The organism is Neokomagataea thailandica NBRC 106555 (genome assembly GCF_001598495.1).
Classification (GTDB): Bacteria; Pseudomonadota; Alphaproteobacteria; order Acetobacterales; family Acetobacteraceae; genus Gluconobacter; species Gluconobacter thailandicus_A.
On sequence record NZ_BCZB01000001.1, the window covers coordinates 48,930 to 71,462 of the forward strand.

Genomic DNA, 22,533 nt, shown 5'->3' on the forward strand with positions numbered 1-22,533 from the left:
GTGTGGGCTTTTGATTATGTACAATTCACTAGCCTGTGCCCAAGGAGCTTCTTCTTTTAAGCATCATCGTCATCATAAAGTAAAAATCTCTGCCCCTGTTGATGTACCAGAAGCTGCCGTGGCGCAGGTACCGTCTGTGGCTGTACCGCCTCTTGCTGGGTGGCCGTCTCTGCCTGCTGGTTGGACTGTCGTGGGAGGGCGTCAAGCTCCGCCGATTGTAACGGAAGAGAATGGAGCGTTATCAAGCGCGCCTGCGGTGAGTGGTTTGTGGCTGCCATTGGGGGAGCGTACACCGATTGCGATGTTTCGGGATGGAACGCACGGCGTCATTGTTGCGCGTGGTGAGCATGATTTGGATACGTTGGGGGGGCTTGAGGCGGGGTGTTTTGCACCGGTCCGTAGCCATGTTTTGCCGGGTGTAACGATTATTACGTTTACTCTGCCTGAGGGTATCCGGGTGGGTGTGAAGCCACAAGGTGATGGGTGGGATGTTGAGGTCGCAGCAGATATCCAGGCTGAGATGTCTTTGGGGCGCTGGGGCCGAGGTATGAGTTTTGTGCCGCCTGAGCAAGATGCGAGTTTGGAGAGCGTGCAGATTGATGATCCGTTTTCTGGGCGGCGCTTATTGGTGGGAATGGTACGTGCTGGGCATGTGTCTTCTGAGCGTATTGTGCGGGGGGATGGGTATCTGGTTCGGTCGAGTGTGATTGGGCTGGTGGTTGCGGCGGATGACGATTCACTGGAATTGCGCAACCTTACAGGGCGGTTTGTATTGGACCGGTTAGGGGAAGAGGAGGATTCGTTATTTGCGCTGAGAGACCTGCCGGGCTCTGGTGCAGCGTTGAGCGCGGTTTCTTTGGGGCAAGGAACGCCGGAGGCGTTACGCGGCGCGGTGCGTGATGCGTGGTTTGCGGTGTCTGCATCTTCTCCCGGAGAGAGGCTGAACACGCGTATTCATTTGGCGCAAATGACAGCGCGGTTGGGGCAGGCAGCGCAAATGGATCAGATTTTACGGACTATTATACGTGATGAGCCGGAGGCTTCGGCCCGGAGTGATGTCCGGCGTTTGCAGCAAGTGGCTTCCGTGTTGCTGGGGCGTGTGCGTGATGATGTTTTAATGGATGATGGAGGAACGGCGCCGGAAGATCAGTTCTGGCGCGGCATGGTCCGGACACTACCAGATGATCCTCGTTTGGGGCGATTGGGGGTGCCTGTGCGGTTGAAGGATCCGGCAGAGCGTGCGCAAACGGCACAATTGATTGCATCGGGGTTGCCGTCTTTGTTGTCCTATGCGCGGCCTTTGCAAATGGCTTTGATGGGGCCTGCGGCGCTGTGGATTGCGCGTTATGGTGATAAAGAAACACAAAAAGCTTTAGAGGTTTTGCCCCAAACGTCTGATACGGCTTTGGCTTATGCGGTGCGTGATATGCGGTTTAATGCACCACAAGCGGCTCATGAATTGGATATTTTAGCGCATAATGCGTCCCCGCATATATGGCCTGAGGCGCGGTTTTTACAAATTCAGTATGCGCTTGAGAACAAGCAGTTATCCCAAGATGATGCTGCGCATCATTTGGGCCAACTCATGCCAAGTTTTCGGATGGCAGGGATAGGGCGGGAAGCGGAGCATACTCTTGTGGAGGTGCAGTTAAAGTCGGGGCGGATGAGGGCTGCTTTGGAGGAGGTCCTAAGAGCGAGTTATGGGTCTTTTTCTGGCGATGATGATGAGACCTTGCGGTGTATTGCGCGGGGTATGAGGGCGCAATTGCCTGATAGTATTGAACAACGGGCCGGAGAAGCGGGGTTATTGCGGCAGGTTTTGTTGCAACAGGATCAAGTATCGTCGGAAACGAAGCGGATTTTCCGGCAGGCTTTGGTGGAGCGTTATAAGAGTTTGGGCTTGCCTTTTGAGGAGCGGGAGATGCTGCGGCACGTTACAGAAGACGACAATGCGCGTGAGCATCGGCAGCGTTTGGTGAGATTGGTAGAGCTAGACCTCGCTCTTGGTGATGTGGATATGGCTGCGCGAGATCTGGATGTTCTTTCTGCGCAAGAATCGTCTTCGGGGGGGGCGGGAGCAGCTTTAACGTCCGATATTGCGTGTTTAAGAGCGCGTTTATTAATGGTGCAAAAGCGGCCTGCGGAGGCGATGGCTGTGCTGCAACCGTATACAGATCAACGAGCGTCAGCGTTACTGGCGGAATTTGCTGAAGAGACGAAGGACTGGAAAACGGCAGAAGCGGCGCGTTTGAGGCAATTTGCTATGTCGGCAGCCTCGCAGGGAGCGCCGGTTGTGCTTGATGATGTGCAGGCTGCAATTCTCTTACATGCGGCGGGTGATGCGTCTCGTGCCCAAGATATAGTGGTCCAAGAGGGATTATGGACGCGCTATCGTGAGGCGATGATGCGGACATCATCCGCAGGGTTATTCCGCATCGTAACAGGGCATGCTGTCGAGTAAATTTATGGAGGAGAGATATGGGCTGTAATGAAGACTTTTATGCTGCTGCGGATAAAGTCTTCAAGGTCTTTTCCCGTACGTGGGCGTTTGCAGGTGCAAAGATGGGCAAGTAACGTCCCGCCGATAGCGCTGCCGAAAAGCTGGTCTGCGGCGTCATGCACATTGGGTATCTTTAAGGTGCCTTGTTTGACTTGTGTTTCGATCCAGTCTTGGATGGGAAAATTGGCTTTAGAAACTTCAAAAAGTTGCGTAATGCGCTCGGTAATTTCGGGATTCCGTCCACTTTCCGCGATGACAGAGCGTAAGAGGTTAATTTTTTCGGGGTTGAGTAAGGCTTCAGCGCTTTGCAGCGTCAGTTTAAGTAATTGTTCCTCAAGGGTGTCTTTAGGGTCTGGCATAAAAACGATTCGTGAGAAGAGGCGTTCAAGAATCACAGCCTCGAAAAGCGTGCGTTTTGATGGGTAAAAATGATACAGGGTCTTTTTAGACATCCCTGAATAAGTGGCAACGTTGTCCATAGAGGCCGCGTGGTAACCATGCTGACAAATTGCCGTGCAGGCGGCATCCAAAATGCGATTCCGGCGCGTTGTCTCATCCATCGAGTCGTAGCGCCGCCCGCAGCAATGCTGGGTAGAGTCAGGAGAGGTGGGCTCAGACGGTGTGGGGACGGGGCGCGACAAAAAATTAATTCCTTAGGTTCTGTAAGTTGATTGACGAGATTGGGGGAAACCAGCTAGTTTCCGTCTCAATAAAGGAAACTAGGAAGTTTCTCTATCATAGGATTGGCTCAGTATCATGCTTTCTTTTGAAAAGAATTCTTCACGATGTGTGAGGGGAACTGTTGATTCGGGTTTGTCTGTTTTGCGTGCCGTAGGGGGTGTTTCACTCCTGAGTGTACCTTTGATTTTGGCGGGGTGTGACAAGAAGCCCGCCATGCCGCAAATGCCGCCTCAACCAGTTGTTGTGCAGACGGTTAAGACACAGCCAGTGACGTTAGACACGTCTTTACCGGGCCGCATTGATGCAGTTGAACAAGGTGAGATTCGGCCGCAGGTGAGCGGTGTGATTGTGTCCCGTAACTTTGAGCAGGGTACGGACATCAAAGCGGGACAGCAGTTGTTCCAGATTTATGCGGCGCCCTATCAGGCTGCGTATGATCAGGCTAAGGCGCAGTTACAAAATGCTCAGGCGGCGGCATTCCGTGCGCAGGGTCAGTTGCGCCGTTATGCGCCTTTGGTGCGTGCCCACGCGATTAGTGACCAAGAGTATGACAATACATTAGCCGCTGCCCGTGAGGCTGATGCTCAGGTTGCGCAGGCAAAGGCGAATGTTGAATCTGCTGCTGTGAATGTGCGCTATACGCGCGTTTTAGCGCCGATTGATGGCCGTATTGGTCGTACATTGTATACGCCGGGCGCATTGGTGACGGCGAACCAGACACAGCCTATCGCGGTGGTGACGCGGTTGGACCCGATTTACGTTGATGTGAATTTGCCGGCGGCAGATATGCTGCGTTTGCGCCGTGAATTGGCGAATGGGCAGTTGCAGCGCAATGGTGGTGATGCAGCGGTTCATCTTCAGTTGGAAGATAGCTCAGCTTATCCACAAGTTGGTAAGTTGGAACTCTCCGAAGTCACGGTTGACCCGGCTACGGGCACGTTGGTGATGCGGGCTGTATTCCCAAACCCAGACCGTTTGTTGATGCCGGGTATGTTTGTGCATGCCAGCATCCAAGAGGGTGTGGACCCGAAGGGTATTTTGGTGCCGCAAGTTGCGGTTGAGCGTGACGCGAAGGGCAAGCCTTACGTGATGGTTGTGAACGCTCAAAATATTGTGGCGATGCGCTTTGTTGAGACATCGCGTGCCATTGGTACGGACTGGTTGGTGACGCAAGGTTTGGCTGAGGGCGACCGTGTTGTGACGAGTGGTCTGCAAAAAATTCAGCCCGGAGCGAAAGTGTCACCGCAGGAAGCGCCTGCTGCATCCGCGGGAAAGGCGGAGTAAGAGATTATGAGCTTATCACGCTTTTTTATTGATCGACCGATTTTCGCATGGGTTATCGGGTTGATCATCATGCTGGTGGGTGGCGTGGCCATTACCCGCATGCCGATTGCGCAATATCCGAGTATTGCTCCGCCGCAAATCGCGATTAGCGTTATGTATCCGGGGGCATCTGCGGAAACGGTGAACAACACGGTTGTTCGGCCGATTTTGCAGCAGATGTATGGTTTGGATCATCTCGAATATCTGTCAGCGTCTTCTTACGCGAGTGGACAGATGGAAATTGACCTGACGTTTGAGCAGGGGACAAACCCCGATATTGCTCAAGTTCAGGTGCAAAATAAGCTCCAGCTTGCCCAGCCTCGTTTGCCGCAAGAAGTGGTGTCGCAGGGTATTGGCGTTACGAAGGCCACTAAGAACTTTATGTTGGTGGCGGCTTTCATTTCCGAAGATGGCAGCATGAGCGGCCAAGATATTTCGGATTATGTAGCGTCTAATATCTCCGATCCGCTGTCGCGCGTGTCTGGCGTCGGTGACCATACGTTGTTCGGTTCTGAATATGCGATGCGTATTTGGTTGGACCCGGCCAAGCTGTATAATTACAGCCTGACGGTTGGTGACGTACAAAATGCGATTTCAGCGCAGAATATTCAGGTTTCTGCGGGTGAGTTGGGTGGTTTGCCAGCGAAGAAAGCCATTGGCTTTGACGCGACGATCCTTGGCCCAACGCGCTTCAGCAAGCCGGAACAGTTTGAGCAAATTCTGCTGAAAGTTCAGCAAGATGGCAGCCAAGTTCGCTTGAAAGATGTCGCACGGGTTGAACTAGGTGCGCAAAGCTATGCGCTGTCTTCCATGTATAATAACCACCCTGCGGCTGCGATGGCGCTTAAGTTGGCACCGGGTGCTAACCAGCTGAAAACGGCTGCGGCGGTGCGTGAGCGTATTGGTGAGCTGAGCCGTTACTTTCCCCCGGGGTTGAAGGTGGTTTATCCGCTGGATACAGCCCCTTTTATTACGCTTTCCATTCATGAAGTGATTGAAACGTTGCTGGAAGCCATTGCGCTGGTCTTCTTGGTGATGTTGATTTTCTTGCAGAATTTCCGGGCCACGCTGATACCGACCATTGCTGTTCCAGTGGTGCTGTTGGGGACGTTCGGTCTGCTCTCCACTATGGGGTATGGGATCAATACGCTGACGATGTTGGCGATGGTTCTCGCTGTTGGCCTGTTGGTGGATGACGCAATTGTCGTTGTTGAAAACGTTGAGCGCGTGATGAGCGAGCGGGGGATTTCACCACGTGAGGCTGCACGTCAGTCCATGGATGAAATCTCAGGTGCTTTGATTGGTATTGTGCTGGTGCTATCGGCTGTCTTTTTGCCGATGGCGGCCTTTAGTGGTTCGACCGGTGTTATTTATCGTCAGTTCTCTATCACGATTGTTGCGGCTATGTGGCTGTCCGTTCTGGTGGCGATGGTGATGACGCCAGCATTGTGCGGTACGATGTTGAAGCCAACGCATAAAGCACCCGATAAGGGGCCTGCTGCGTGGTTTAACCGTAACTTTGATCGTTTGACCCGTGGATATTTGGGTGGTGTTCGCCGGATGGTGGGACGCCCTGTTTTGAGCATGCTGGCCTTTGTTATTCTTACGGCCGGTGTCGTGTTCTTGTTTAACCGTGTTCCGGGCGGTTTCTTGCCGGATGAAGACCAAGGCGTCATTTTTGGTCAGGTGACGATGCGGGCTGGCGCAACGGCTGAGCAAACGGCTGAAGTGAACCGTCAGATCTCTGATTATGTACTGAAAACATACGGCAAGACGGTGAAGTCTGTCTTCACGATGACCGGGTTCAGTTTTGCTGGGCAAGGGCAAAGTGCGGGTGCTTTCTTCATTCGTATGAAGCCATGGGATGAACGCCCGGGTAAGCAGAATACCACCATGACGGTTGCTAATCAGGTCATGATGCATTTCTGGATGAACCCAATGGCGCAAATCTTTGCCGTTAATCCGCCAGCCGTGATGGAACTGGGCAATGCGACCGGTTTTGATCTGGAGTTGGAGGATACCGGGCATTTGGGGCATGAAGCTCTCTTGAATGCGCGTAACCAAGTTCTGATGGAAGCCGCTAAGAACCCTGTCTTGCAGGCGGTGCGTCCGCTGGGCATGGAAGATGCGCCGCAATTTGCGATGGAAATTAACCGTGAGCGTGCGAATGCTCTGGGCCTGTCCAACGCAGATATTAATACCACCGTACAAGGGGCTTTTGGCTCCACCTATGTGAACCAATTCATGCGTAATGACCGTGTGAAGCAGGTTTATATACAGGGTGCAGATTGGGCGCGTATGACGCCGGAAGATCTGAACCGTTGGTACGTCCGTAATGCATCTGGCACGATGGTTCCGTTGAATGCCTTTGTGGATGGGCACTGGGTCAGTGGTCCGCAAAAGGTTGAAGACTATAACGGCATGAACTCGTACGAGATTCAGGGCCAACCCGCTGCGGGCGCAAGCTCTGGTCAAGCCATGGGCGAGATGGAAAAGATCCTGTCTCATCTGCCTCATGGGATTAGCTATGAGTGGACGGGCTTGTCATATGAGCAGTTGGCTTCGGCAGGTGCGACGGGGCCGCTTTATGTGCTGGCTGCGATTGTCATTATGCTGTGCTTGGCTGCTCTTTATGAAAGCTGGGCTATTCCGCTATCCGTTATGCTTGTACTGCCCTTGGGTGTGTTGGGGGCTATTGCAGCGACGTTGGGGCGTGGCCTCAATAATGACGTTTACTTCCAAGTCGGCTTGCTGACGACGGTCGGGCTGTCGGTGAAGAACGCTATTCTGATTGTGGAATTTGCGAAAAGCTTCTTCGAACAAGGGCGTTCTTTGGAAGAGTCAGTCTTGGAAGCAGGGCGTGAGCGTTTGCGGCCAATTCTGATGACGTCGATTGCGTTTGTCTGCGGTGTGTTTCCGCTTGCGATTGCAACAGGTGCGGGTTCTGCTGCGCGTGTGGCGATTGGGACATGCGTTGTGGGTGGTATGCTCTCAGCGACATTGCTGGCGGTGTATTTCGTTCCGGTCTTCTTCGTTGTCATTCTACGCCTGTTCCGTGTGAAGCCGATCAAGGACCGTAAGGACCCGTACGCTCATTTGGATGAGAATGCTGATATGCCTGCACATGGGGAGCACAGCGCATGAAAATCCGTCTCGGACTGGCAGCGCTTTTGATGCTGTCGAGCTGCAATATGGCGCCTGATTATCACCGCCCTGCACCCATGGTGCAGGATGCCTATCCGGCAGATACGGGGGTAAAAAGCGTTAAAGCTGCGGCACAAACGGCAAATTTGGGGTGGCAGGATTTCTTCACGGATCCACGCCTGAAAGCTCTCATTACGCTGACGTTGCAAAATAACCGTGACCTTGCTGCGCAAGCGGCTGCCGTGGCGGAAGCGCAAGGGCAGTATGAGGTACAACATGCTTCACTTTTCCCCACCATTTCGGCGGGAGGAAGTGGCATGTTCATGTCTCCTTCAGATACGGCGGGTTTTGCGTTTGCTCCAGGGTCTGGGCGCAGCATTGGTACGCTACGCTTCTTTCAAACGTCGATCGGATTTTCGTCTTATGAAGTGGATCTGTGGGGGCGGATACGAAATCTGTCTCGGCAGGAAGCGGAAGCTGCTCTGAGCAGTGCTGAGAACACGCGTAATGTGCTGATTACGACAGTATCTCAGGTGGCGAATACGTATATCCAGTGGTTGGGTGATCGTGAGTTGCTGCGTGTCACGCAGGATACCCTGGCGTCGCAGCAGCATACACTATCGTTGACGCAACTGGCTTATGACCATGGGGAAACCGATGCGCTGACTTTAGCGCAAGTGCGGACACAGGTTGAGCAGGCTGCGGCGAATGAAGCGCAGTATCGCCGTGCGGTTGCGGATGATGAGCATGCGTTGCAATTGGTAGTTGGTATGCCTTTACCGGCAACATTGCCCGCACCGGCACCGTTTGGTGCGCAAACAATGTTGAGTGATTTGCCGGCAGGCTTGCCATCAGACTTAATGCAGCAGCGTCCAGATATTCAGGCTGCTGAACACACGTTGTTAGGCGCTAATGCGAGCATTGGTGCGGCGCGTGCGGCGTTTTACCCACGCGTGACGTTGACGGCCTCTGAGGGGACGAGCGCGCTTCAATTCCGCCATCTCTTCACGCCGGGGGCTGAGACATGGTCTATCGCTCCATCGATCTCCCTGCCGATCTTTACGTGGGGGCAGAACGAAGGGAACCTGCATATTGCTAAGGCGCGCGCCTTGCAGTCTGCGGCGCAGTATCAGAAGGCGGTACAATCGGCCTTCCGTGAAGTGTCTGATGCATTAACAGCACGCGAGACTTATACGGCGCAAGAAAAGCATTTGGCAGGTTTGGTTCAGCAGTCTCAAACAGCATATGACTTGGCTATGATGCGCTATCATGCTGGGATTGATAGCTATTTGACGGCTTTGGAGCAGCAACGGACCTTGTACCAAGCGCAGCAAAATCATATTGCGGTGCAGGCTGCACGGTTTGCGAATTTGGTAACGGTTTACCGCGCTCTAGGGGGTGGCTGGAGTGCGAAAACGGTTTCGCCTAAGGTAGCCTCATCTGCTCAGGCGGAGAAGGCAGGGCGCTGAGCCTGCATCTGATGATTGGAGAACCCTTTGCGTAGAGTCACTTTTCTTCCTTTAGTTGCTGTTACGGGCTTTTGTGCTGTTGCGGCGTGTGGTGTGGCTCATGCGCAAAGTGCTGATGATGACGGGCCGAGTAAGCCGAGCATGCATGACGTGTATCGGAGTTCATCATTACCGAAGAACCACGCGGATTTCAGCCGTTTCACGTATCGTCCTCCCGGCGATAAAGTGATTGAACAGCCAGACGCTTTTCGTCTTTTGTTTCGTACGAAAGATGGCAAGCCAGATGGTTGGGCAGAGCGCCGTGGTGATTCGGTGATTTATTATGATCAGAGCGGCAAGGTCATTCGGGTACAGGCTTTGCCTGTGCAGATTGTGCCTTCGAACGAGTAATCATGATGGCGTGATACAGGGGCGTTTTCGACACTTGTATCACGCGTTGGTGAGATATTGTCATCTCTTAGAGATGGGGCGGGGGGTACGCTGTCAGGCGCTTTCGTCCGTCCAGCGCATGGCTTGAAGAAAGGCAGCGAATGCGGGGGAGTGCTGCTTGCGGCTAGGGTAGTAGAGATAGTACCCATCATATTCAGGACACCATTCGGCAAGGACTTCCACAAGTTGACCGCTTTTTAAATAGGGCTCAGCAATGGTGCGAGGAACATATCCAAGGCCGAGATCGTCAAGAGCGCCTGATAAGACCAAAAATGTTGTATTGAAGGTGGCTTGTCCGTTCACTTTTAAAGAAAAATCTCGCCCTTGGGGTGTTTGAAACTCCCATCGGAAATGTCCACCTGCAGTTTTCATATGCATATTGATGCATTTATGGTCACTGAGGTCATGTGGGGTGGAGGGAATACCGTGTTTCTCAAAATAGGCCGGGGTACCAACGACGCAAAAGCGCCATTTTGGGCTGATGCATGTGGCGATCATATCTTTTTCTAAGGACGCGCCAATACGTACCCCAGCGTCAAAACGTTCAGCGACGATATCAACCAGTGCATAATCCATGCTGAATTCGACGTTGATTTCAGGGTATTTTGTTAAAAATGCGCGGAGTTTTGGGCGGAAAACGGTTTCAATAGCGGCATCGACACATGTGATGCGAATAGAGCCAGACGGTGTTTTGCTGAGGGATGTAATGGCCTCGATCTCTGTATTGACCTGCTCAAATAAGGGAGAGAGGCGGCGTTGTAGCTGCTCACCAGCTTCTGTGGGAGCGACGGCGCGTGTCGTGCGGGATAATAGCCGGAGTTGGAGGCGTTCTTCCAGTGCGCGTATTGTATGGCTCAGTGCCGATGGGGTGACACCGAGTTCTGCCGCAGCTTTGGTGAAACTGCGCTTGTGGGCCACCATGAGAAATGCTGTGATGTCATGAAGGGGTGTGCGTGCCATTGATGAATATATTTCACAAATTCATGTATTTTATAAGCGCTAATCTTTTGCCTATGGCGTGTTTACAGTCTTGCTAGGACACGACTCAGCGTATCGCTGAAGTACCATAGCAGGAATAATCTCATGGATATTTTTAGAGCAGGACATAAGCCTTCCATGCGTGGGCCGGCAGAGTGGTTTACCGGCACCGTGCGTGTGGACCCATTATTCAATCCAACTGCGCCAGAGCGTGTTCAAGGCGCTAATGTGACGTTTGAGCCCGGGGCACGGACGGCGTGGCATACGCATCCACTGGGGCAAACACTGGTCGTGACGTCAGGTGTTGGGCGCGTGCAGCGTTGGGGTGGTCCTGTTGAGGAAATACGCCCGGGAGATGTGGTGTGGTTCGCGCCGGGAGAAAAACATTGGCACGGCGCGGCACAGGAAACAGCGATGACGCATCTTGCGATTCAGGAAGTGGAGAATGGCAAGGTTGTGGATTGGTTAGAGCATGTCTCAGACCAACAATATGCAGGTTAATGTTAGGGCGAGTGGGGTAGTATTATGATTAAAGATAAAGTGGTCATTATCACCGGTGCGTCTTCTGGTATTGGCGAAGCGACGGCACTTTTGCTGGCACAGCAAGGTGCGAAGGTTGTGCTTGGCGCACGTAGAGAAGAGCGCTTGGAGAAGATTGCGGAGCAGATTTGGCAAGGTGGTGGAGAGGTCGTGTATACCGGGTTAGATGTGGTTAATCCGGCAGATAATGCGGCCATTGTGGAACTGGCGAAAAAGACTTTTGGCCGGGTGGACGTGATCTTTTTGAACGCCGGTGTGATGCCGACGGCACCTGTCTCTGCTTTGAAGGTGGAGGAATGGAATAACGCCGTGGATGTGAATATCAAAGGCGTTCTGAATGGTGTGGCGGCAGTCATGCCCGTTTTTGCTGAGCAGAAATCGGGTCAGATTATCGCGACGTCTTCTGTTGCAGGGCTGAAAGCGTATCCGGGTGCTGCCATTTATGGCGGTACGAAATGGTTCGTTCGTAATTTTATGGAAGTGTTGCGGATGGAATCCGCGGCAGAAGGGACGAATATTCGTACGTCCACGATCTATCCGGCTGCAATTAGCACCGAGCTTCTAGGCGGTATTACGCATGAGAAGGCGGCGGAGGCTATGCAGGGTTTGTATAAGCAATATGCCATTACGCCGGATCGCATTGCGCGCGTTGTCTCGGTTGCGATTGATACGCCAGAAGATACAACGATTAATGAATTTACGGTTGGGCCTGCGTCTCAGCCTTGGTGATAGCGAGGAGCCTGTATGCCGCATATTGTTGTAAAGTTATGGCCGGGGAAATCAGAGCAGCAAAAGCAGGAATTGGCTGATGCGTTGTCTCAGGATGTAGTGCGTATTTTAGGCAGTAGTGAAGGGTCTGTTTCGGTTGGGATTGAGGAAGTCTCGCCGGATGATTGGCGTGATCAGGTTTATGGCCCGGAGATCGACGCGAAGCAGGCGACGCTATACAAAAAGCCCGGTTATTCTATGTGATACGAGTGGCAGGCTTAGAATGAGCCTGCCATTTTTGTGTTTAGGCGGATGCAGGGATATTGCGCAGGAAGGCTACGCTTTCGACGCAGGCTGCCGCGGCTTCACGCCCTTTATTCTCAGCATCTTTGCGTGAGCGGGCGATGGCTTGTTCTTCGGTGTAGGTGGTGAGGATACCGAAGGCGATAGGGGTTTCGGTGTTGAGTTGCGCTTGCATGATGCCCATGGTTGCGCCGAGGGAAATAAACTCGAAATGTGCGGTATCGCCCTTAATCACGCAGCCGAGGCAGATGACGCCTTCATAGCGGCCTGATTTCGCAAGGCGCTGTGCTAGAAGGGGGAGTTCGAAGGCGCCTGGTGCGTCATAGACATCGACATCGGTGATGTCGCGTTCACCAAGCCATTCGAGTGCACCATTTTTCAGGCCACCGGTAATATCGGTGTTGAAACGGCTAACGACCAGAGCGAGACGTGGTGCCGGTGTGAGCTTCAGGTCTGGGGCAACGGGGATGGACTTGCTCATGATGTTTGTTCCTGAAGAAAATGCCCCATACGGGTGCGTTTGGTGGAGAGATAGGCGCGGTTAAACGGGTTTGACGCGATTTCGAGCCGTTCCCGTGCGACGACGTTGAAGCCGAAGCGCATAAGGTTGGATTCTTTATCCGGGTTATTGGTCAGGAGGCGCAGTTTCTCCACACCGAGATGCCGTAGAATATCGGCGGCGGCGTCCCACTCACGAGCATCAGCAGGGAGGCCGAGAGCTTCGTTCGCGTCCACTGTGTCCATGCCTTGGTCCTGCAAAGCATAAGCACGGATTTTGTTGGCGAGGCCAATGCCGCGCCCTTCATGGCCACGCAGATAGAGCAATACGCCGGATTCTGAGGCGGAAATACGCTCGAGTGCTTCGCGAAGTTGTGCGCCACAGTCGCAGCGTAAGGAGCCGAGGGCATCGCCGGTCACGCATTCGGAGTGCAAGCGGACGAGCGGTGTGCCTTGGGTAGGGTCCCCTTTGACGAGGGCAACATGCTCAACGCCATCCACGGCGCGGAAGGCATGAATGCGCAGATCATGTCCACCAAAGAGGCTGGGCAGCGCTGAGGATGCGATGGCTTCTGCTGGTGGTGGAATGGGGGTTGTGATGGGCGTTGTGTCAGAGACGGCATCGCGCCCGTTGACCCGGCACCAGTCTTGTAGTTCGGCAATGCTGATGAGGGGCAGGCCGTGTTTTGCGGCATAGCGGCGGAGTTCTGGCAGGCGCATCATGCTGCCGTCATCGGCCATGATTTCGCAGATTACCCCGGCAGGGTGCAGTCCCGCTAAGCGCGCGAGGTCAATAGAGCCTTCGGTATGGCCATTCCGTGCGATGACCCCTTGGGGGTGGGCGCGGAGGGGGAAGATATGACCGGGGGAGATGAGATCTGCTGCCACGGCATCTGGATGCGCGGCAACCACGATGGTTCGGGCGCGGTCTGCGGCGGAAATGCCTGTGGTGACGCCGGTGGCTGCTTCGATGGAGACGGTGAAGGCCGTGCCGCGTGGGTCACGGTTCTTCTCAACCATAGGGGGCAGGTTCAGGCGGTCTGCGTGCTCTGTTTCCAGTGGGAGGCAGATGAGGCCGCGTGCTTCCTTGACCATGAAGTTAATGGCTTCAGGTGTGGCGAACTGGGCGGCCATGACGAGGTCACCCTCATTCTCCCGGTTTTCATCATCCACCATGACGACCATACCGCCGCGGCGATAGGCTTCAATGGCGGCTTTGAGGTGTGGGGTCATGACTGTGTTCCTCCGGCATGTGGGGAGAAGCGCACGAGGTTTTCAACGTATTTGGCCAGCACATCGACCTCAACATTCATCTTCGCATTGGGGGAGAGGCTTGAGAGGTTCGTATGTTCCCATGTGTGCGGGATGATGGTGAGGCTGATTTCAAAGCCGCTTTGCTCGTTATGGGTGATGCCATCATATAGGGCGTTAACGGTGAGGCTGATGCCATCAAAGGTGATAGAACCTTTTTCCACGACATAACGGCGCAGATCTTGCGGAACGAAGACGCGCAGGACGTGAGAATCTCCGGCATGGGAATGGCTTGTGAGTGTGGCGACGCCGTCCACATGGCCTTGCACGATATGACCAGAGAGGCGGGTGCTGGCCGCGACGGCACGTTCCAGATTGACCCGTGCGCCGACGGTGAGTGCGCCAAGAGGGGTACGGGAGAGGGTCTCACCGCTGAGGTGGAAGGAGGCAATACCCGCATGATCGAAGGATTGAACGGTCAAACAGACGCCGTTGACGGCAATGCTTTCCCCTAATTCGAGGTCTGTGATGTGGGTTTCCACAGTGAGATCCATGGCGGAATCACGGAGGGAGACGGCACGGACAGTGCCCAGACGTTCGATTATTCCGGAGAACATGTTTTTTCCCTCAACAGGCGCAGGGGGCTTAGGCCGTGGGGGCCGTGCTGCGTTGTTATGTCGATACGGTCAGCCGTATTGGTTTTGTGAATGGTGAGCCAGTCATCCCAAAGATTGAGCTCTGAGACGGCTTTCAAGAGGGCTGGGCCACCTTCTACCATAGCCCAATTGACGCCATGTTCTGCCAAAAGAGCAGGAACATTGGCGAGGTTGTCGCTCACGAGAACGGTAAAGCCTGCTTCGGCCATGCGTGCACGCCATAAAGTAGGCATACGGCCAAAGGGACCGCCGCTACGGTCACAAACAACGATAATGCGTGGGCCTCGCCCCATATGGTCGGGGACGTGCCGCACGGTGAAAGAGGGGTCATCCGTCAAGACTGTGCCGATGCCTGTAATGATGGCATCCGTTGCGCGGCGCAGGCGGTGTGCGAGGGTGAGTGATGCTGCGGATGTGAAGGTCTTTTGCCCTTTTGGGGGAACCATCGAGCCAGCGTCATTCAGAGCTTGCTTGATGCTGATCCATGGGCGCTGATTCAGGACGCGTTGTTGAAACGGTATGATGAGCGCGGCGCAGTCTTCTGCGAGGTCAGCCAGTTCCGCATGGTTAGATAAGAAGGTGACGTTGCGGTTGCCGGGGGCTTCGCGCAGGCGTGAGGCACCGCCGGATGCTTTGGGGTTGGGGTCTGCCGCGCCAATCCAGATGTCTTGAACGGATGTGTTGAGGAGCGCTTCACTGCATGGCGGTGTGCGCCCGGTATGGTTACACGGTTCAAGTGTGACGAGCGCCGTATGGACTTGATCGAGGACGCCTTTTTGATGAGCCTCGTTGATAGCCATGATTTCTGCGTGTGGAGCGCCGACTTTGGGGTGTGTGCCAGTGGCGAGGACCGCACCGTTTTTATCGAGCAATGCGCAGCCGACGGAAGGGTTCGGAGCGGTTGCTCCAAGGGTGTCCGTGGCTTGTGTAATCAGCGCATGGAACACTGGCCGGATATGCGCCGGTGACAGCGTTAGAGCAGACATGTTGGTCGCATTGGTCAAGGCGTGTCACTTACATCCCGGTTGGGTATTCCAGATCGGAACACTCCCAAGGCACACGCCGCACAGAGCCGGGGTGTGACGTTTGGACACAGGACGACTGTGTAAACGTCTGACCACCGGGGCCGTTACTGCGTTCTCTCTCATCCGGACTATGACCGTCGGCTCCGGAGTCACACCGGATCTGCTGGACCCCCAACCGTTGATGGGCCGGGGCGCTCGCGGGCTTTGTGGTGCCGAAGCCTCACATTACCGCCGGTGGGGAGTTACACCCCGCCCTGAGAACGTTTGTTCAATACGATATTTATGGGGAGAGAAATTGGTTTTTGCAAGAGGTAATCGTGGGTGGTAAGCATGTTTTGCGTTTTATTTGTGTTTAATTTTTTTATCACTAAATATAAATTTGTTATTATTAGAAATAACAAATTAAAATAGTAATTTTTAGCCCTTTTAAATCATAAGATAAAAGCGGTTGATCATCTATGGGAGATAAAATGTCTGCACGTTGTGGAGGGGTGAATCCTGTCATTGTGTGGTTTCGGCATGATGTGCGTCTGGATGATCATCCTGCTTTGATGGCGGCTGTGGCCACGGGTTGCCCAGTGCTGTGTGTGTATATTTTAGATCAAACATTGGACCATGTTGCAGCGAGAGGAGCGGCATATCGTTGGTGGCTCCAAGGTGCTTTAGCGTCTTTACGTGCGCAGTTGCAGCGTTATGGCGGTACATTGCTGACTTTGGTGGGTGATGCGCAGGATGTGTTGCCGCGTCTGGTGTCTGATGTGGGGGCTGTCAGTGTTTTTGCGCATCATCGCATTTTAGAAGCGGAACAGGCGCAGGATCAGCACTTGGTTGATGGTTTGGCGCGTCGTGGCGTTGGGTTTCAGTTGGAATGGGGAAGTGTTTTGCGGCACCCCCATGATATTTTGACAAAAGAGCGCCGAGCGTATCGGGTTTATACGGCGTTTTGGAAGGTTCTTCAGGCGATAGGGGCAGAAACACCGCTTGCTGTGCCTCAAAACATAACCTTTGCACCGGTGCCGGATGATCTTCTCGCAGGGAAACGTTTGGATGAGGCGTCGTTGCGGTCTGTTGCGCCGGATTGGGCTGCGGGGTTCCGTGCAAGCTGGCGTGTTGATTTGGATGCCGGGCAGCAGGCTCTGGAACTGTTTTTGGATGATCTTTGTGGGGCGTATGACGCATCACGGGATTACATGGCGGAGGAGGGGACGTCACGCCTGTCGCCTTATCTAGCGAGCGGCATGCTTTCGCCTAGGCGTTTGTGGGATGTTGTGATGCGCCGTGGTGAGGGTAGCAAGGGCGCGCAGGTTTTTCTGTCTGAATTAGGGTGGCGTGAATTTGCGCAGTACACGCTCTTTCATACGCCGTCCCTACCGTATGAGAATGTAAACCAAAAATTCCACGCTATGCCCTGGCGGAACGCTGTGCAGGATTTAAAGGCATGGCAGATGGGGCAAACGGGTGTGCCGATTGTGGACGCGGCGATGAGGCAGCTCTGGCACACGGGCTGGATGCATAATCGGGCGCGTATGATTGTGGGGTCATTTTTGACCAAGCATTTGCTGATGGATTGGCGCGAAGGTGAGGCGTGGTTCCGCGATACGTTGGTGGATTATGATCCGGCGAGTAATGCGATGAACTGGCAGTGGGTCGCGGGTACGGGCATTGATGCTGCGCCGTTTTTTCGGATTTTCAATCCGACGCTTCAGGCGGAGAAGTTTGACTCCGAGGGGGTTTATATTCGGCGTTGGGTGCCAGAATTAGGGGCATTATCAGGCAAGGCTTTGCGGGAACCGTGGAATGCTTCAGCAACGGTATTACGGTCTGCGGGAGTGGAGTTGGGGCGGACTTACCCTCGGCCGATCGTGGGTTTGCCTGAGGGGCGGGACAGGGCTTTGGGAGCGTTGAAAGCCTTGTAATGCGGTTATGGTGATTGGGTGCAGTGATATTGCGTGGGCGTTGTTTTTTGAGTGGCTGTGATGTCGTGTGTGGCTTGGGGGAAGATATTGCTGCTTTGTCGTATGGTCGTATGACCATACGCAAGGAAGGCGTTTCAAGGCGATTATGAGCGAAGAAGGAGGTTGTCTCTGCTTTGCTCTGGTTGTTGCATTGTGGTGGCGGAGTCAGACTTTACGGTGTGTCCTCTAACGGTCGCGCTTCATCGGGCAGCATGATGGGGATGCCGTCTTTGATGGGGTAGGCGCAGCGTGCCTTGGGGCTGATCAATTCTTGCGCGGCGCTGTCATAGATGAGTTGTCCCTTTGTGAGGGGGCAAACAAGGACGGATAGAAGGCGTGGGTCAAGTTCAGATGTCATGGGTTATTCCATGCCCTGTCGTAGCAGGGTCAGCAAGAGTTCAGCGCGATCTGCGGGGCGTGTGGCTTCAAGGAGAAGCTGTTTTTCATCGTCCTCAAAGGGAATGAGCATGGGCAGTACGATGAGAAGAGAATGATCGTCTAATTCATCGAGTAAGGTCCAGTCTGTGCGTAGGTCCCGTGCGGCGAGGTAGCTTTTTAATGTTGTGAGAAGTTTTTCCCGGCTGACGGCGGCGATTGGGGCATCCATCATGTCTTCAACATAGGCCGAGACGTCGATGGAGCCTTCACGCCAGCATTGTTCTGTCAGTGTATCGCGCAGTAATCGAAAGCGGGCGACGCCGTGTAATACGATCATGAATGTGCCGTCTGGTTGTTCGGCAAATTCCATGACGCGCCCTACGGCTCCTACCTTGTGTAGGGGCGGGTGATCTAAGAGGGCATCGTCTTCATCGTCATCCAAAGGTTGGATGATGCCGATGAGACGATTTTTGGCCAATGCGTCTTCAAGCATGGCGATGTAGCGTGGCTCAAAGACTTGTAGAGGTAAGCGGCCGCCGGGGAGGAGGACTGCACCGGGCAGGACGAACAGCCCCAAACGTGGGGGCATGTCCGCCAAGGTGAGTTCATTCAGCGGTGTTACGCGCCGCGGAATCTCAGGGAGTGTGATGAGGTTATTGAAATCGCGTGGTGTCATTAGGAAAACAGCACTGCGGAAAGCTTGCGGCGTGCGGCGAGGGTGTCTGGGTCTGTGTGTCCCCATGCTTCAAAAAACCGGAGGAGTTCTGCGCGTGCGGCACCATCGTTCCAGTCACGATCTGTGCGGATGATGGAGAGTAGCGTCTCGGCGGCATCCGCGCGGTGACCAGCAGCATTGAGGGCTGCGGCTAATTCCATGCGAAGGTTGAAATCTTCAGGGGCGGTGATTGCTTTTTGGCGGAGTTCATCAAGCTGTGGTGCTGCTTGAGCGCCTTCTTTATGGAGGGCTAAGGCAGAGCGTGCGCCTGTGATTTCTGGGTGTGTGTCCAGTTTTGATGGGATTTGGCTAGAGGCGTCTTCGGCGGCTTCGGTTTCGCCTAAGGCAATGAGGGCGCGAATCATCCCGCCCCATGCGTCTGGGTTTTCGGATTCGGTTTCGAGTACGGCGCCAAAAAGGCCAGCAGCTTCGGCGGGGAGGTTTTCTAACAGTGCTTTCTTGCCAGCAGACAGCATTTCAGCAGCAGGCATTGCGCCGCCGCTTTCTTTTAAAACAGTTTCGACAAAGCGTCGGACGGCTGTTTCAGATTGTGCGCCTTGTACCGCGTCCAACACTTGGCCTTTCCAAAAGGCAACAACCAGTGGGATGGATTGGAGGGGAAGACCCATTTGGCTTAATTGTGCGGCGAGGCTTTGATTGGCTTCAATGTCGAGTTTGACGAGGCGGACGCGCCCTTGTGCTGCTTGCACGACCTTTTCGAGGACTGGCGTAAACTGCCGGCAAGGTCCGCACCAGGGTGCCCAGAAATCGACGAGGATGGGGAGTTCATTACTGGCTTCAATGACGTCTGCCATGAAGTTTTTCTGGTCTGTGTCGATAATGATTTTGGCGGCAGCGTTTGCGGTGGCTTGGCCGATGAGGGGTTCATTGAAGTTGCTCATGGTCGGTCTTTCTATGGTGTCGCTGTGGTTTTGTCTTTCAGAAGAAGATCGGACGATGCTGCGTGATACGCAAGAGGGTAAGAAAAACGGAGGTGGGTGTATTTTTCCTCTTGCGGGGGAGGGTGAAATGCTTCATAAGCCTGTCCAACGGAGTGCGGGTGTAGCTCAGGGGTAGAGCACAACCTTGCCAAGGTTGGGGTCGTGGGTTCGAATCCCATCACCCGCTCCAGTTATGAAAAAGGCGCCATCAGGCGCCTTTTTTCGTTTCTAGCGCATAAATTCAAAAATATCATGAAGAGTTCATTTTTCCTCTTGCGGGGGAGGGTGAAATGCTTCATAAGCCCGTCCAACGGAGTGCGGGTGTAGCTCAGGGGTAGAGCACAACCTTGCCAAGGTTGGGGTCGTGGGTTCGAATCCCATCACCCGCTCCAGTTATGAAAGAGGCGCCACTAGGCGCCTTTTTTCGTTTCTACGCTATGAGCAGAAACAGTTTTCCTGCCCGGAAGCATTCCCGAGCAGGAAAGAAAGCGTTTTACTTCGCAGCTGCGATTGCGCTTTCGATAGAAGTGTAGGCTTCTTCCTTTGTTGCCCAACCGGTTACTTTAACCCACTTGCCGGGTTCAAGATCTTTGTAGCGTTCAAAGAAATGCGTGATGGCCTGACGGGTGATTTCTGGCAGATCGTCGATGGATGTGACGTCTTTGTACTGTGTATGCACCTTGTCGTGCGGAACGCAGATGATTTTTTCATCAACGCCGCTTTCATCTTCCATCTTCAACATGCCGATGGGGCGTGCACGGATGACCGCGCCCGGAACGATAGCGGCTGGTGCGAGGACCAATGCGTCAGACGGGTCGCCATCGGCGGCGAGCGTGCCGGGGATGAAGCCATAAGCAGCAGGGTACGCCATTGGCGTGAAGATAATACGATCTACGATCAATGCACCGCTGTCTTTATCGACTTCGTATTTGACCTGAGAGCCCTGCGGAATCTCGATAACCACGTTGATGTCACGTGGTGCGTCTTTACCGGTTGGGATCTTGCTGATGTCCATGAAAGGCACCTTGTCAGTCTGTGAATGGAACCGAGTGTGATCTTACTGGGCTGTTTTCACTCTGCCCACCCCCTCTCTTCTCTTTGCTTAGAAGAATAAATGTGTGGTTTTTCTCGACTAAGCACTTGCAAAAAAGTTTCAGGTGCGCGATTTGCTTGAACCAACCGCGCGCCTGTAGCTCAATTGGTTAGAGCCGTCCGCTCATAACGGATTGGTTGGGGGTTCAAGTCCCTCCGGGCGCACGGTGTTTCTTTTGACGCGCATCTACCATGCGCTGCTCAGCTTCTCACTCCACCTTCTCGATTTGGGAGACCTGCCATGGCCGCCTACCAATATGTCTACGTCATGAAGGATCTGACCAAGGCCTATCCCGGTGGCCGAGAGGTCTTCAAGGGCATTACGCTCTCCTTCCTTCCGGGTGTAAAAATCGGCGTTCTCGGTGTGAACGGTGCCGGTAAGTCGACCCTGTTGAAGGTTATCGCAGGTATTGAAAAAGAATTCGGTGGTGAAGCTTGGGCCGCTGAGGGCGTTAAGATCGGTTACTTGGAGCAAGAGCCGAAGCTTGATGAAAGCCTGACAGTTGGTGAAAACGTTGCTCTGGGCTTTGGTGAACTGAAGCAAGCTGTTGATCGCTTTAACGCGATTTCAATGCAGTTTGCTGAGCCAATGTCTGATGATGAGATGACGGCGCTGCTGGCTGAGCAAGCTGAGTTGCAAGAAAAGATTGATGCGGGTGATGGCTGGGAGCTGGACCGCAAGCTAGAGATCGCGCTGGACGCGCTGCGCTGCCCGCCGGCTGATAGCTCTGTGGAGAAGTTGTCGGGTGGTGAGCGCCGCCGTGTTGCGCTGTGCCGTCTGCTGCTTGAAAAGCCAGACATGCTGCTGCTTGACGAACCGACCAACCATTTGGACGCAGAGAGTGTGTCTTGGCTGGAAAAGACGCTGCGTGATTATCAAGGCACCGTGATGGTCATTACCCATGATCGTTACTTCCTTGATAACGTGACGAACTGGATTCTTGAGCTGGAACGTGGTCGTGGCTATCCGTTTGAGGGTAACTATTCTTCTTGGTTGGAGCAAAAGCAGAAGCGTCTGGCCCAGGAAGAGAAGGAAGAAAGTGCCCGCCAGCGCGCTCTTATTGCGGAGCGTGAGTGGATTTCGGCTTCTCCGAAGGCACGTCAGGCGAAGAGCAAGGCGCGTATTACCCGTTATGAAGACATGCTGGCGGCAAATGCTGAGCGTGCAGGTGGTACGGCAGACATCGTGATTACGCCGGGTCCGCGTTTGGGTGGTACAGTTATTGAAGCTGAGAACCTGCGTAAGGGCTTTGGTGATCGTCTCCTGATTGATGGCTTGAACTTTAAGCTGCCGCCGGGCGGTATTGTTGGTGTGATTGGTCCGAACGGTGCAGGTAAATCCACGCTGTTTAAGATGATTACGGGTCAAGATCAGGCCGATGAAGGCTCTTTGAAAGTCGGTGAAACCGTAAAGCTCGGTTATGTCGATCAGTCCCGTGATACGTTGGATGACAATAAGACCGTATGGGAAGAAATTTCTGGCGGCACGGATGTGATTCATCTGGGCAAGCGTACGGTGCCGTCACGTGCGTATGTGGGTGCGTTTAACTTCAAGGGTTCAGATCAACAAAAGCGTGTTGGTGTGTTGTCCGGTGGTGAGCGTAACCGCGTGCATCTGGCTAAGATGCTCAAGCAAGACAGCAATGTCATTCTGCTTGACGAACCGACCAACGATCTTGACGTAGATACGCTGCGTGCACTTGAAGATGCACTGGCGGAATTTGCAGGTTGCGCTGTGGTCATCTCCCATGATCGTTGGTTCCTTGACCGTTTGGCAACGCATATTCTGGCTTTTGAGGGTGACAGCCACGTTGAGTGGTTTGAAGGTAACTTCCAAGCATATGAAGAAGATAAGCGACGCCGTCTGGGCGCTGACGCGACGGAGCCTAGCCGTATTAAGTACCGACCAGTTGCACGCTAAGTGGTTTAGGTGATTTGATAGCCGGT

Annotated in this window: 20 protein-coding genes, 3 tRNA genes and 1 riboswitch; of the genes, 13 read left to right on the plus strand and 10 right to left on the minus strand. The window is 53.9% G+C overall.

Features of this window, described 5'->3' with window-relative positions:
* Positions 1-16: 16 nt before the first annotated feature.
* Positions 17-2,461: a hypothetical protein gene (locus NTH01S_RS00200; RefSeq protein ID WP_068167599.1), complete on the plus strand. Its 2,445-nt coding sequence runs from the start codon at positions 17-19 to the stop codon at positions 2,459-2,461.
* Between the two features lie 2 nt (positions 2,462-2,463).
* On the opposite strand, the gene NTH01S_RS00205 is transcribed toward NTH01S_RS00200, so the two are convergent.
* Positions 2,464-3,141 carry a TetR/AcrR family transcriptional regulator gene (locus tag NTH01S_RS00205; RefSeq protein ID WP_157070805.1) on the minus strand — a complete coding sequence of 226 codons (678 nt, stop codon included), beginning with the start codon at positions 3,139-3,141 and terminating at the stop codon, positions 2,464-2,466.
* Between the two features lie 115 nt (positions 3,142-3,256).
* On the opposite strand from NTH01S_RS00205, the gene NTH01S_RS00210 reads away from it, so the two are divergent.
* The 4 genes from NTH01S_RS00210 to NTH01S_RS00225 are packed head-to-tail and all read left to right on the plus strand — an operon-like array spanning position 3,257 to position 9,507.
* Positions 3,257-4,465, plus strand: coding sequence for an efflux RND transporter periplasmic adaptor subunit (locus NTH01S_RS00210; protein ID WP_084366782.1), 1,209 nt, complete (start codon positions 3,257-3,259; stop codon positions 4,463-4,465).
* 6 nt (positions 4,466-4,471) lie between these two features.
* A complete protein-coding gene (locus tag NTH01S_RS00215; RefSeq protein WP_068167603.1) occupies positions 4,472-7,648 on the plus strand; it encodes an efflux RND transporter permease subunit in 3,177 nt (1,058 codons plus the stop codon).
* On the plus strand, positions 7,645-9,117 hold the full coding sequence (locus NTH01S_RS00220) for an efflux transporter outer membrane subunit (RefSeq protein WP_068167605.1): 1,473 nt from the start codon (positions 7,645-7,647) through the stop codon (positions 9,115-9,117). The genes NTH01S_RS00215 and NTH01S_RS00220 overlap by 4 nt, the downstream gene beginning before the upstream one ends.
* A gap of 27 nt (positions 9,118-9,144) precedes the next feature.
* On the plus strand, positions 9,145-9,507 hold the full coding sequence (locus NTH01S_RS00225) for a hypothetical protein (protein WP_370664287.1): 363 nt from the start codon (positions 9,145-9,147) through the stop codon (positions 9,505-9,507).
* Between the two features lie 93 nt (positions 9,508-9,600).
* Here the strand turns inward: NTH01S_RS00225 and NTH01S_RS00230 are convergent, their stop codons facing one another.
* A complete protein-coding gene (locus tag NTH01S_RS00230) occupies positions 9,601-10,506 on the minus strand; it encodes a LysR family transcriptional regulator (RefSeq protein ID WP_068167607.1) in 906 nt (301 codons plus the stop codon).
* A 123-nt stretch (positions 10,507-10,629) separates the two neighbouring features.
* Between NTH01S_RS00230 and NTH01S_RS00235 the strand changes: the two genes are divergently transcribed.
* The 3 genes from NTH01S_RS00235 to NTH01S_RS00245 are packed head-to-tail and all read left to right on the plus strand — an operon-like array spanning position 10,630 to position 12,036.
* Positions 10,630-11,025 carry a (R)-mandelonitrile lyase gene (locus NTH01S_RS00235; protein ID WP_068167609.1) on the plus strand — a complete coding sequence of 132 codons (396 nt, stop codon included), beginning with the start codon at positions 10,630-10,632 and terminating at the stop codon, positions 11,023-11,025.
* A gap of 24 nt (positions 11,026-11,049) precedes the next feature.
* Entirely contained in the window at positions 11,050-11,793 is a 744-nt protein-coding gene (locus NTH01S_RS00240) for an SDR family oxidoreductase (RefSeq protein WP_068167611.1), read from the plus strand.
* 15 nt (positions 11,794-11,808) lie between these two features.
* Positions 11,809-12,036 (plus strand): tautomerase family protein, encoded by a 228-nt coding sequence (locus NTH01S_RS00245; RefSeq protein ID WP_068167613.1) that lies wholly within the window; start codon positions 11,809-11,811, stop codon positions 12,034-12,036.
* Positions 12,037-12,076: 40 nt separating this feature from the next.
* Here NTH01S_RS00245 and ribH read toward each other — a convergent pair whose 3' ends face one another.
* From ribH to ribD, 4 genes are read right to left on the minus strand one after another with little or no spacing between them, the layout of a single operon-like run.
* Positions 12,077-12,556, minus strand: coding sequence for a 6,7-dimethyl-8-ribityllumazine synthase (ribH, locus tag NTH01S_RS00250; RefSeq protein WP_068167615.1), 480 nt, complete (start codon positions 12,554-12,556; stop codon positions 12,077-12,079).
* Entirely contained in the window at positions 12,553-13,806 is a 1,254-nt protein-coding gene (locus NTH01S_RS00255; protein ID WP_068167618.1) for a bifunctional 3,4-dihydroxy-2-butanone-4-phosphate synthase/GTP cyclohydrolase II, read from the minus strand. The genes ribH and NTH01S_RS00255 overlap by 4 nt, the downstream gene beginning before the upstream one ends.
* Positions 13,803-14,441, minus strand: coding sequence for a riboflavin synthase (locus NTH01S_RS00260; RefSeq protein ID WP_068167620.1), 639 nt, complete (start codon positions 14,439-14,441; stop codon positions 13,803-13,805). Before NTH01S_RS00260 ends, NTH01S_RS00255 begins: the two co-directional genes overlap by 4 nt.
* Complete coding sequence (gene ribD / locus NTH01S_RS00265) at positions 14,426-15,466, minus strand: bifunctional diaminohydroxyphosphoribosylaminopyrimidine deaminase/5-amino-6-(5-phosphoribosylamino)uracil reductase RibD (RefSeq protein WP_068167622.1); 1,041 nt, start codon at positions 15,464-15,466, stop codon at positions 14,426-14,428. The genes NTH01S_RS00260 and ribD overlap by 16 nt, the downstream gene beginning before the upstream one ends.
* A gap of 146 nt (positions 15,467-15,612) precedes the next feature.
* Positions 15,613-15,771: riboswitch (FMN riboswitch) on the minus strand.
* A gap of 204 nt (positions 15,772-15,975) precedes the next feature.
* Between ribD and NTH01S_RS00270 the strand changes: the two genes are divergently transcribed.
* Positions 15,976-17,421, plus strand: coding sequence for a cryptochrome/photolyase family protein (locus tag NTH01S_RS00270; RefSeq protein ID WP_068168100.1), 1,446 nt, complete (start codon positions 15,976-15,978; stop codon positions 17,419-17,421).
* 211 nt (positions 17,422-17,632) lie between these two features.
* Here NTH01S_RS00270 and NTH01S_RS00275 read toward each other — a convergent pair whose 3' ends face one another.
* The 3 genes from NTH01S_RS00275 to NTH01S_RS00285 are packed head-to-tail and all read right to left on the minus strand — an operon-like array spanning position 17,633 to position 19,455.
* Positions 17,633-17,818 carry a Trm112 family protein gene (locus NTH01S_RS00275; RefSeq protein WP_068167623.1) on the minus strand — a complete coding sequence of 62 codons (186 nt, stop codon included), beginning with the start codon at positions 17,816-17,818 and terminating at the stop codon, positions 17,633-17,635.
* A gap of 3 nt (positions 17,819-17,821) precedes the next feature.
* Positions 17,822-18,514, minus strand: coding sequence for an LON peptidase substrate-binding domain-containing protein (locus tag NTH01S_RS00280; RefSeq protein WP_068167624.1), 693 nt, complete (start codon positions 18,512-18,514; stop codon positions 17,822-17,824).
* The gene (locus NTH01S_RS00285) at positions 18,514-19,455 is read right to left on the minus strand and encodes a tetratricopeptide repeat protein (RefSeq protein WP_068167626.1); all 942 of its coding nucleotides are present in this window, start codon (positions 19,453-19,455) and stop codon (positions 18,514-18,516) included. Before NTH01S_RS00285 ends, NTH01S_RS00280 begins: the two co-directional genes overlap by 1 nt.
* Positions 19,456-19,609: 154 nt before the next feature.
* Here NTH01S_RS00285 and NTH01S_RS00290 point away from each other — a divergent pair.
* Both NTH01S_RS00290 and NTH01S_RS00295 read left to right on the plus strand, forming a co-directional pair.
* Positions 19,610-19,684: transfer RNA gene (locus tag NTH01S_RS00290), tRNA-Gly, on the plus strand.
* A 127-nt stretch (positions 19,685-19,811) separates the two neighbouring features.
* A tRNA-Gly gene (locus tag NTH01S_RS00295) sits at positions 19,812-19,886 on the plus strand.
* Positions 19,887-19,987: 101 nt separating this feature from the next.
* Here NTH01S_RS00295 and ppa read toward each other — a convergent pair.
* Positions 19,988-20,509, minus strand: coding sequence for an inorganic diphosphatase (ppa, locus tag NTH01S_RS00300; protein ID WP_068167628.1), 522 nt, complete (start codon positions 20,507-20,509; stop codon positions 19,988-19,990).
* Positions 20,510-20,677: 168 nt separating this feature from the next.
* Between ppa and NTH01S_RS00305 the strand changes: the two genes are divergently transcribed.
* Both NTH01S_RS00305 and ettA read left to right on the plus strand, forming a co-directional pair.
* Positions 20,678-20,751, plus strand: a tRNA-Ile gene (locus NTH01S_RS00305).
* 76 nt (positions 20,752-20,827) lie between these two features.
* Positions 20,828-22,507, plus strand: coding sequence for an energy-dependent translational throttle protein EttA (gene ettA, locus NTH01S_RS00310; protein ID WP_068167630.1), 1,680 nt, complete (start codon positions 20,828-20,830; stop codon positions 22,505-22,507).
* Positions 22,508-22,533: the final 26 nt, after the last annotated feature.